This window comes from Paenibacillus sp. 7516 (assembly GCF_002272715.1).
Lineage (GTDB): Bacteria > Bacillota > Bacilli > Paenibacillales > Paenibacillaceae > Paenibacillus > Paenibacillus illinoisensis_A.
Map to the genome: position 1 here is coordinate 244,363 of NZ_NPBI01000007.1, position 9,804 is coordinate 254,166.

11 protein-coding genes and 1 riboswitch are annotated in these 9,804 nt (G+C 47.7%); of the genes, 3 read left to right on the plus strand and 8 right to left on the minus strand.

What is annotated here, in order from left to right; all coding sequences use genetic code 11:
• Positions 1-282: 282 nt before the first annotated feature.
• Positions 283-414: riboswitch (cyclic di-AMP (ydaO/yuaA leader) on the plus strand.
• 5 nt (positions 415-419) lie between these two features.
• Positions 420-884 carry a C40 family peptidase gene (locus CHI14_RS08385; RefSeq protein WP_095287966.1) on the plus strand — a complete coding sequence of 155 codons (465 nt, stop codon included), beginning with the start codon at positions 420-422 and terminating at the stop codon, positions 882-884.
• Positions 885-964: 80 nt separating this feature from the next.
• On the opposite strand, the gene CHI14_RS08390 is transcribed toward CHI14_RS08385, so the two are convergent.
• The 4 genes from CHI14_RS08390 to CHI14_RS08405 form a co-directional block, all read right to left on the minus strand.
• A complete protein-coding gene (locus tag CHI14_RS08390) occupies positions 965-1,294 on the minus strand; it encodes a carboxymuconolactone decarboxylase family protein (protein WP_095287967.1) in 330 nt (109 codons plus the stop codon).
• A 126-nt stretch (positions 1,295-1,420) separates the two neighbouring features.
• Entirely contained in the window at positions 1,421-1,639 is a 219-nt protein-coding gene (locus CHI14_RS08395; RefSeq protein ID WP_095287968.1) for a hypothetical protein, read from the minus strand.
• Positions 1,640-1,757: 118 nt separating this feature from the next.
• Complete coding sequence (locus tag CHI14_RS08400) at positions 1,758-2,087, minus strand: hypothetical protein (protein ID WP_095287969.1); 330 nt, start codon at positions 2,085-2,087, stop codon at positions 1,758-1,760.
• A gap of 96 nt (positions 2,088-2,183) precedes the next feature.
• Positions 2,184-2,765, minus strand: coding sequence for a xanthine phosphoribosyltransferase (locus CHI14_RS08405; protein ID WP_095287970.1), 582 nt, complete (start codon positions 2,763-2,765; stop codon positions 2,184-2,186).
• 204 nt (positions 2,766-2,969) lie between these two features.
• Here CHI14_RS08405 and CHI14_RS08410 point away from each other — a divergent pair, with 204 nt between their 5' ends.
• The gene (locus tag CHI14_RS08410; protein ID WP_095287971.1) at positions 2,970-4,028 is read left to right on the plus strand and encodes a YkvI family membrane protein; all 1,059 of its coding nucleotides are present in this window, start codon (positions 2,970-2,972) and stop codon (positions 4,026-4,028) included.
• Between the two features lie 109 nt (positions 4,029-4,137).
• On the opposite strand, the gene CHI14_RS08415 is transcribed toward CHI14_RS08410, so the two are convergent.
• The gene (locus CHI14_RS08415; RefSeq protein WP_095287972.1) at positions 4,138-5,268 is read right to left on the minus strand and encodes a glycosyltransferase family 4 protein; all 1,131 of its coding nucleotides are present in this window, start codon (positions 5,266-5,268) and stop codon (positions 4,138-4,140) included.
• Positions 5,269-5,459: 191 nt separating this feature from the next.
• Between CHI14_RS08415 and CHI14_RS08420 the strand changes: the two genes are divergently transcribed.
• Positions 5,460-6,854: an RsmF rRNA methyltransferase first C-terminal domain-containing protein gene (locus tag CHI14_RS08420; RefSeq protein WP_095287973.1), complete on the plus strand. Its 1,395-nt coding sequence runs from the start codon at positions 5,460-5,462 to the stop codon at positions 6,852-6,854.
• Between the two features lie 111 nt (positions 6,855-6,965).
• On the opposite strand, the gene CHI14_RS08425 is transcribed toward CHI14_RS08420, so the two are convergent.
• From CHI14_RS08425 to CHI14_RS08435, 3 genes are all read right to left on the minus strand, one after another.
• A complete protein-coding gene (locus tag CHI14_RS08425) occupies positions 6,966-7,511 on the minus strand; it encodes a GNAT family N-acetyltransferase (protein ID WP_095287974.1) in 546 nt (181 codons plus the stop codon).
• A gap of 101 nt (positions 7,512-7,612) precedes the next feature.
• The gene (locus tag CHI14_RS08430; RefSeq protein ID WP_095287975.1) at positions 7,613-8,677 is read right to left on the minus strand and encodes a hypothetical protein; all 1,065 of its coding nucleotides are present in this window, start codon (positions 8,675-8,677) and stop codon (positions 7,613-7,615) included.
• A 102-nt stretch (positions 8,678-8,779) separates the two neighbouring features.
• Positions 8,780-9,583 (minus strand): Cof-type HAD-IIB family hydrolase, encoded by an 804-nt coding sequence (locus CHI14_RS08435; RefSeq protein ID WP_095287976.1) that lies wholly within the window; start codon positions 9,581-9,583, stop codon positions 8,780-8,782.
• Positions 9,584-9,804: the final 221 nt, after the last annotated feature.

The window sequence follows — 9,804 nt, forward strand, 5'->3', positions numbered from 1 at the left end:
TTGAAAATTATTAGACCTACGATAACCGAAACTTATAAAATCTGGTCGAGACCTGACTTTTTCTGTTGAGAATGAACCTTACTATCCTCTTCGACTCCAATTTACTTATTTGTCCAATTTATGTGCCGATGAAACACAAATTACGTTTTTGTCATCATAAATAAACATGGAGAACTACAACTTTCCACAAAAAGTCTTGAATTCCGTTAACATTGCAGAAGGAAGAAAGGTTTGACAATTACGCATTTATGCAATATAGTTTCAAAAGGTTACAAAATATTAATTATTCATTTGCCGAGTTTCATGTTTGAAAACGGGGGAACCATTTTGGGTGAATTATTCTTATACATAGGAAATATAGGGAACCTTCTACCGAACCCTTAGCTAACTCCGTAGGCATCGAAGGGAGAACATTCATTTTGAAAAAACTGATCATTTCTATTTTTGGCGCAGCCGTTCTATTTACATCTGGTGCAGCAAGCACTGAGGCGAGCAGTATCAACACCGTCGTTAACAACATGAATGGAATACCTTACAAGTGGGGCGGCACAACGCTGGCCGGGTTTGATTGCTCTGGATTTATGAGATATATCTTCCAAAAATATAGCATTGAATTGCCACGTACTTCACAGCAGCAAGCCAAGGCAGGTACTCCGGTATCCAAAGCCAATCTGCGCACAGGTGATATGGTATTCTTCAACACTTCAGGCAGTGGCATTTCGCATACAGGCGTATACATCGGGGGCGGACAATTCGCTCATGCTTCCAGCAGTAAAGGTGTCAGCATCACCAAAATGTCGAATCCCTATTTCAGTGACCGCTATGTAACAGCGCGCCGGGTGACCGGACAGTTTATGTATAACAAGATGCTTGGAAAAATATAAGTTAGACAGCAAAACAGGCTCTGGATCATTCCAGAGCCTGTTTTGCTGTCTTATTATTTAAACTCAACTACCGAACGAACCTAGTGCAATGCTTTTTGCACACGCATTGCACCTTGAGACAGCGCGTGACCGCCGCCAACCGCTCCGGCTACCGCAACCGTCTCCATAATCTCCTGATCGGTTGCTCCCTTCGCACGGGCCTCTTCTACGTGGTAAAACGTACATACTTCGTTATTAGCAAACAATCCGATGCCGAGGGCAATCAGCTGCTTGGTTTTGGCATCGATGGCACCTGACTGAAAGCATTCACCCGTAAAATCGTGATACGCTTTGACTACGCCAGGCAACACATCACTTAATTCTCCAATCTGATCCTTGTAGGCATGTACCTTATCATTCATCAATGTCATGGCTACCCGCACATCCTCTCGGCTGATAAGTTTACGAATTCTCGCTGTACCTATCTTCTCTCCCGAGCGGCGGAATTATGCCAAACCAACCATGGTAATTCCATGCATCCGTCTCCAGAGTGGACTCTATTCATCAGCCGGACTTTGGCGCGGCTCGCTAAAGAGCTGATAGCGATAGCTGCGGTCCAGCTTGACCACACGTCTGTTCTGACGACGGATAAGTACCTGTTCCCCATCCCATGCAACGACAATCCCGGTCACATCGTTCGATTCCAGACCATCCCGTACCACTCTTACTTTTTCACCCGATAAACGCAGTGCATCCAATTCTGCATCACTTATCATGTCTATGGCTCCTATATTCCAAAATAGTTTACAAAAAGAGACCTAAATGAAGAGTCATTTAGGTCTCACGTGACTGTATTGGACTGTTATGTCATTCGAAAAATATCCCGACTGAAAGTTACCGCTGCGCGTGCTCTTTGCTGTCGTTCTTCTCGAACCAAAAATCAAGCACTTTGGCGGACATCACACGTTCTTCAAGGTACTCCACTTGATGTGGTGTAAATTGTTCTTTCCAAGCGAAGGACAACTCTTCACACAAGCCTACAATGGTCAGCAACTCTGACCAGGCAACATAGCGTTTGTACCAGAAAAATTGAGGATGTTCAATCATATAGGGATAAAGGTCATCAAATTCCGTATGTTTACAATCCAGGGCACGTTCAAAATGAACTTTCGACTCCGCCAGCTTTTCAATAAAAAATTGTTCTGATGCCGGTTGGTTCCCCATGGTGTTGCCTCCTCTCCCTAACATAACCCCATTATAAATGAAATCCGCGTTCATGCAAAGGCATTGTTCAAAAAATAGGCTTTTTCCTTTAAACTGTCACATTTGGTTATCGTCGAATTGCACGGTTCCATCATTCAGTGAACGAATGCGCACCAAGGCTTCCACAGGAATGCCCTGCTCACGGATCGTTCGTGCTCCGGCCTGAAAACATTTCTCGACCACGACACCGAATCCGACGAGTTCCGCGCCTGAACGTTCAATGATTTTAATGACACCGCGAGCAGCATCTCCGTTGGCGATAATATCGTCTATAAACAAAATACGGTCGTTCTCATGAATATATTCGCGGGATACCATAATATCGGTTACGATCCCTTTGGTAAAGGAAGGTACGCGTTCACAGTAGGCATCGGGATCTGCCAGAAGTGTCTTTTTTCGACGGGCAAATACGAGCGGAACCCCAAGTTCATGTGCTGCGGCAAAAGCAACCGGAATCCCTGAAGACTCCACCGTTATGACCCGTGTCACTACACTTTCACGAAAGCGAGCGGCAAACTCGCGGCCCATCTCCATTGTCAGTGCAGGATCAATCTGATGATTCAATAATCCGTCCAGCTTCAGCACCTGATCCGAGATGACTACGCCTTCTTGTAATATTCGTTGTTTTAATACTTCCATAATTCGACCTCCCAAGCCTATCCTATGAGGTAAAAGTATCATAGATGAGGCTGTCAGTTCAAGCGAAATCGGCTTTCCTCCATCATTGACCGATTCTGGGGACGTAAAGCTTCTTTCAATTGTCATGAGTTACCAGGGTCAAGCATACCTTGTACCATGGTACCCGCATGTCCAAACTATTATGGGGCCTGAGAGGGGAAACGCATGAAACAGGCATTCCGGGTGCTGCAGATCGCATTTACATACATCGGAACGGTTGTAGGAGCAGGCTTCGCGACAGGGCAGGAAATATTGCAGTTTTTTACCCAGTATGGCAAATGGGCCACCATCACCATTGGCTTATCGACCATACTATTTGTCTGGCTGGGCACCAAAATGATGCTCATCGCCCATGATACCGGCTCCCGCTCTTACGAGGACCTGAACAAGCACCTATTCGGGCATAAGGCTGGAAAATGGATTACCTGGATAACGCTTCTGATACTTATTGGTGTAAACAGTGTAATGCTCGCCGGAGCAGGCTCTGTCTTCGTGGAGCATCTTGGACTGCATTACCAGACTGGTTTGATTATTACGATAGTGGGAACGTACCTCCTTCTTGGACGAGGCATCAAAGCCATATTGCAAATGAATAGCATTGTGGTTCCGATGATGCTCCTGTTGTCCATTCTCATGATTACAAGCACCATACACCATCCCGGTGCCTTACGGTTCGTTACGCTGACTACAGATACCAATCCTATAAAGGTGTGGCTGTCTCCACTATTGTATTCATCCTTCAATCTGGTACTGGCCCAAGCTGTTCTGGTGCCGGTAGGCAATCAAATCCGTGATCGTAATGTCTTGAAATGGGGCGGTGTACTCGGTGGAATCGGTGTAGGCTTCATGCTGTTAGCCGCCCATTTCGCCATGTCAGCCCAGATGCCAGGTATCATGCAGTTCGAAATTCCGATGGGGAGCATCGCCTTCCAGCTTGGATGGGCTGTGCAATCCGTGTATGTAACTCTGATCTTCATGGAAATATTCACAACATTCGTCGCAGATATCTATGGTATGACTCTTCAGGTTGGTCAGCACTTACAAGTACCCCCTAGATTAATTACATTAACCATTATGATGCTGTGCTACTCACTCAGCCAGTTTGGATTCAGTTCTCTCCTATCCATTCTCTATCCGATCTTCGGCAGCCTTGCCCTAGTCTGGGCTGGAAAATTGGTGATCGACCGTTGGGGAAGCTTTCGCACGAGACATAAAAACTTGTGAGGTATACCGCGTTCCAAAATGTATTACATTTCAATACCATATTCTCGCAAGCAAAAAGCCGCTGTTCTCACAGCGGCTTCTTCTGTTTATTTTATTTTCAGGGATGAATCTAGGCTTTGCTCGTGTATTGCAGGTACAACTTTTTCAGTTCATTAACCGATCTGCCCAAAGAATAGTGCGTTTTGGCCTTCTCACACGCTGAGCGTGCAAGTTCGTAACGATACGAGGGATCGACCATGACTTTCTCCAACGCCTCAGCAAGTGCCGAAGGATCCTCAGGGGGAACGAGCAGCCCGTTGCTGCCGTTTTCGATCTGTTCAGGAATTCCACCCACATCCGTACCTATAAGTGCAAGACAACTCAGTGCTGCCTCGGCAAACACGGAACCAAACGCCTCTGCCCTGGAAGGAAGTACAAATATATCGAAAAATGGCATGAACTCTTCCGGATGCAGGGTGTATCCATAAAAAATAGTCTCGTTATAGATGCCCAAACGCTGAGCCAACTCTTCCAAATCAGGTCGAATCGGACCATCCCCGATAATATGTAAAACATAGTCATGTCCTCGACCTTTGAGTTCCGCGCAGGCTTTGAACAAAATATCCAGTCCTTTGGCCGGGACAAGCCGGCAAACCGTAACCAGCTGCGGGATCGCATTATCATGAGGAATGGGTTTAAAACGTTTCTCATCAAATCCGTTCGGAATAATGCCAATAACGTCAGGCTGCTTCACATAAGGAGTTAAATACTGCCGAAAAGATTCGGAGACGGTTAACAACCGCTCTGCCTGATGCTCCAGCTCGCCGTAAATGGCAATCAAAAACTGATGATCCAGACCATCGGGCTCGATTCTTCCATTCAGAATCAACTCACGCTCATAACTGGAGTGAATGGTTTGAATGAGCGGTGTATCTGGAAATACACTTTTCATGGCAAGACCTGCAATGGGATGGTGAGCATGAATCAAATCATAAGGCTTCTGAATCCGCAGCTTCGTCCACCATAAATAATCACGGTAAGTCTGCATATATTTTTGAACGACAGGACTTTCCTGATACTTGGTCCAATCAAACGTTTCGAACTGTACATCCTCCCTGCCCTTGTTGCGAATTCGCTTCGGCAGCGAGAACAAGTCCATCTCCCACCTTGGGGACGTAAACCTCTCCTGCATATACGGAATCATAGAGGATACACCTCCGGGCTGCTCCGGAGGAAAGAAAAGCGCCTGCAGCAATTTCACCGTTAGTTTCCCCCTTTCTAGCTTCAGTCTTTCAGTACATCTTCAATCATGATATATTAGAACGTATGTTTCAGTAAAGAAATAACTGTTTATTCCTCACCATTTTAACAACAACGTTGCAGCTTGCAGACCCTGAGGGTTATCCGGGGAGGGTCATGTTGACAAGCTAATGAAAAGGAGAGCAACAAGACATGAGCAAGCCTTCACTCCCTGAGTCGTATATACATCATATTCGGGAAATGCTCGGCTCAGAAGCAGAAGCATTTATTGACAGCTATGAAGAGCCCCGTGTACAGGGGTTGCGTTTTAACTCCATTAAAGCTACACCAGAGCTCAAAAAGCAGATGATAGAGCAGTTTAACCTGACCAAGGTTCCCTGGTGCGATACGGGTTACTACTACCAATCGAACGAACGTCCTGGCAAACATGTGTATCATGCTGCAGGACTGTACTATATTCAGGAGCCCTCTGCGATGTCGGCCGTGGAAATGTTGAATCCACAACCGGGTGAGATCATTTTGGATCTCGCGGCTGCACCAGGCGGCAAAACATCCCACATTGCCTCACTCATGGACGACCAGGGGCTCCTCGTTTCCAATGAAATTCACCCGGCCAGAGCCAAAATCCTGGCAGAGAACGTGGAACGAATGGGCCTCTCTTCCGTCGTTGTTACAAGTGCAGCGCCAGGAGAATTGTCAGCGCGCTTTCCTGCAGCCTTTGACCGGATTATGCTGGATGCCCCTTGCTCTGGCGAAGGGATGTTCCGCAAAGACCCCGATGCGGTTACCGAGTGGAGCGATGATCTGGTGACACTGTGTGTGAACAGACAATGGGACATTTTGCAAGATGCGTATATCATGCTTAAACCGGGCGGGACTTTGGCTTATTCCACTTGCACTTTCAATCGCGAAGAAAATGAAGGCATGATGGAACGTCTCGTTACCGCTTATCCAGATCTGACTCTTGTACGGACTGAACGAATCTGGCCTCACCTGGCCCAGGGCGAGGGACATTTTGTCGCTGTAGTGACCAAGGCAGAATCCCAAGCTTATGCATCCCAAGAACAGGAAGAACCACCTCGCAAACGCAAAGATAAAAGAGGTAGAAATCCACGTCAAACGGCGTCATCCAAAGAAGTGGATTCTGCCTGGAATGCTTATCTGGCCTGGAGTTCTGACCATACAGACACGGTAGCTAACGGGACCGGCAGACCTCTGCTTTTTGGCGAAGCTTTATATGTATTACCAGAGCGGGCTGCCCAGCTGCTGACCGATGATCGGTTAAACGGATTGAAGCTGCCCCGTCCAGGGCTTCATGTCGGTGACTGGAAAAAAGGGCGCTTCGAGCCTGCTCATGCACTCGCGCTGGCTCTGGGACAACAGGAGGCTGTCAACATGCAGCATGCAGCACTAGATGCAGAAGCCAGCCAAGTGGCGGCATATCTTCGCGGTGAAAGCCTTCCTGCCGAAAGCGGACTTACCGGATGGACGCTTGTGACTTTCAACGGGCTCCCACTGGGTTGGGGAAAAGCCAGTGCAGGACAGTTAAAAAACCGTTTGCCTAAAGGCCTTAGACGCATGCAGTAGACTAACCCTATCACGACTCAAAGCCGGTGAGCATAAGTGCTCCCGGCTTTATTTTCCGTTCATTCATTGAGTTAACAAGTTGATAAAATTCATCAGTTATTCAAATTACATTTAGGATTGAAACGGCTTCTCAAACGTACTATACCCATTAATTTTCCCCACAAAGGTATATCCGTTCCGCGGGTAAAATTCATTCAGCCTCTCATTGTCACCCACACAATCCAATCGCATGACGTGTTTGTTGTCAAATTGGATTCCACTGCTGGACCAACCCAAAATGTCCCGACCCAGTCCGGTACGGGCGTACTTTCTCCGAATGGCCAAACGATGCAAATAAACGGCGCCATCTGTTTGATGTGCTTTCGTTCCCCATAGCTCTGAATCCCAAGCACTTGGCTGCTGCATCAGAATAACCATCCCTGCCACATCGCCTTCTTTCTTGAAGACAAACACATCACCGCGGCGAATGGCCCCTGCTGTATCGTGGGAATCTTCACCTTTCAAAAGCGCACTCCACTGGGAAGATCCCTGGCTGCGTAGCCATTCAGCTGTCTCTCTAAGCAAGGATAGTACATCTTCCGTGTCTTCCGGCTGAGCCTGCATCGCTCTGAAGTCATCGTTAATATATTCCGTAATGATTGTAAATGAGTGCTTCATGGTTCTCCTCCAATTCCAGATCTCTTTAGAACTATTGGAACTATACCCGGAAATGAATATTTCGTCAAAACAAATCAAAAAAGGTAAAAGGCCTAGGCCTCTTACCCGTCGATCTTCGCTTCATCTATAATCTGGTTCCGGTACAGCATGGTAAGGTGCAATGTGTCGAATTCAAGGTCCTTGTCCAGTTCCTGAAGCAGCACCTCAACCAGATCCCGCCGCTGTGCACTGGTTCCGGGTACCTGATAATCCATATAGCCCGTCAGGTCGGCGTGAGATGTATCAATGGTTGCTGTCCCCACAGGTAATCCACCACGTTCTTGCAGAAATAGCTCATAGACCCTGAATTCACGGTCCTTGCGCACCAACATGACATAACAGGAATCCTCTGCTTCGTCCATCTCGTCTTCAGAATTATCCCAGTCCTCGTATTCGGTAAACTCCTCTTCCTCCGAGTCATTCACAAAGTCGCGGTGAACCCACTCCATGGACTCCAGCTCATTCCCCTGATGCCACATGCGAAGAGTAATCGTGTCGATCACTTCTTCGTCGAGTTCTCTTACGAGCAGCTCTGCCGCAGCATCAAGCTGGCTCTCGAGAGGCACGTCATACCAGTGTATCTCGCCTTGAATGTCGGCCCCATATTGTTTCAATGAAGCTTCTGCCAGCTCAGTTCCGTCAGCATCGTTAAACACATAGGTCGATATGCTTCGTCCGGCAGTTACAAGCTCCATCTCCAGCACATGTTCCCGATCTTCATATGTAAAAGCTTCATCTGCTGCATCCGGAATTACGCGTGAATCATCCACATCCATGTCATCCAAGTATTCATCAGCCTCGTAGTGCATATCATCCGACTCACGCTCTGGATCAAACTCCAGATTTTGGAGAACTGAATGCAATGTGCCACAGCTGACCAGCACTTCATAATAGATCGCCTCCACTGCATCCGTAAGGGACCGGATATATGCATGAACCTGATCAATGATGTGCTTTTCCTCATCCGACGAAACCAATTCCCTTTCCAACTGAAGACTGCCAGACAAACGGTCTCCTTCTCTATATACCAGCAGAAGTGAACCCGCGTATTGATCATTCACCATTACATCGAGCACTTCACCACCTGATGTACGCAGATCCGGAATCAGCTCCACTTTCTGTTTCATGTGCCTGTCCTCCTCCATTTTCTCACGGTATTCTCATAGGTTACCCATGAGGACAGTAGATTATGAAGCAGGAGCCTTTGAAAATGAAAAATGTGGTTGTCATTAGACAGCTAGGACGTGTTTTTGAACAGCATGAGCAACACCCTGCTCGTTGTTGGAGAGTGTCACTTCATTCGCAGCAGCCTTTACCTCTTCCGGCGAGTTGTCCATCGCGATCCCTATGCCTGCATAAGTCAGCATCGTGATATCATTGTAGTAGTTGCCGATTGCCAATATTTCGGAAGGTACAATACCTTTCGATTCGGCCAGTCTCTTCAGCGCCGCTCCCTTGGAAGCTTCCGGGTGCATCAGATCAATGAAAAAGTCACCACTGCGAGTCATGTAGTAAGGCAGATTCCATGTTCCCCATTCCTGCTGAACCTTGTCCATCTGCTCTATGGGGCCAAACGCGGTGAATTTGGCAAGCGGCTCTGTCAAATCCGCCCACTTCGGCAGCTTTAAAGGCTCCATCATGAAGTTGTTGTACATCTCCCGAACCTGTAATTCCAATCCTTCCGGCTGATCCACATATAATCCAAATGCTGTGTTGATGTCAAAATGCACACCGTTTGTACGGCAATACGTGACAAAGGGCTCCAAGCCCTGACCATCCATGGCAAATCTGTGCACAATTTCACGGCTCTCCACTTCGGCCGTCACTGCCCCGTTATGTGTAATCACATATCCATCAAGCTCCATTCGCTTCATAAAAGGAATGGTGTTGGCCGGGCCTCTGCCTGAACACAGAACGATCTCGGCTCCCTGCCGGGAAGCACGGATTAGAATCTCTTGGGTCCATTCGGTTAGCTCATGATGATCATTAAGCAGCGTGCCATCTACGTCAAGCGCAATTAATTTAATTGTCATCGGGTCTTCACTCCTCAACTGTTAAGGTAATCGCAAATCGCACCCTCCCAAACCCTCCCTTCCGAGGGAGGGCCCCAGAGGGCTCTGCCCTCTGGACTCCCGTCTGTTGATCGGCGGGGTGGCGGGTCTTGCTATGTGACGGTGGGCGTGGGAGCGCTTGTCTGCCTGGATCTCCGCTTATCGCGGAACCAGGCCAAGCTTAAGGGCGACCATTTCGGGCA

Excerpts from the sequence above, each read along its gene's own strand:
- CHI14_RS08390 (WP_095287967.1), bottom strand. The coding sequence starts at position 1,294 with ATGACATTGATGAATGATAAGGTACATGCCTACAAGGATCAGATTGGA.
- CHI14_RS08395 (WP_095287968.1), bottom strand. The coding sequence starts at position 1,639 with ATGATAAGTGATGCAGAATTGGATGCACTGCGTTTATCGGGTGAAAAA.
- CHI14_RS08400 (WP_095287969.1), bottom strand. The coding sequence starts at position 2,087 with ATGGGGAACCAACCGGCATCAGAACAATTTTTTATTGAAAAGCTGGCG.
- CHI14_RS08405 (WP_095287970.1), bottom strand. The coding sequence starts at position 2,765 with ATGGAAGTATTAAAACAACGAATATTACAAGAAGGCGTAGTCATCTCG.
- CHI14_RS08410 (WP_095287971.1), top strand. The coding sequence starts at position 2,970 with ATGAAACAGGCATTCCGGGTGCTGCAGATCGCATTTACATACATCGGA.
- CHI14_RS08420 (WP_095287973.1), top strand. The coding sequence starts at position 5,460 with ATGAGCAAGCCTTCACTCCCTGAGTCGTATATACATCATATTCGGGAA.
- CHI14_RS08425 (WP_095287974.1), bottom strand. The coding sequence starts at position 7,511 with ATGAAGCACTCATTTACAATCATTACGGAATATATTAACGATGACTTC.
- CHI14_RS08430 (WP_095287975.1), bottom strand. The coding sequence starts at position 8,677 with ATGAAACAGAAAGTGGAGCTGATTCCGGATCTGCGTACATCAGGTGGT.
- CHI14_RS08435 (WP_095287976.1), bottom strand. The coding sequence starts at position 9,583 with ATGACAATTAAATTAATTGCGCTTGACGTAGATGGCACGCTGCTTAAT.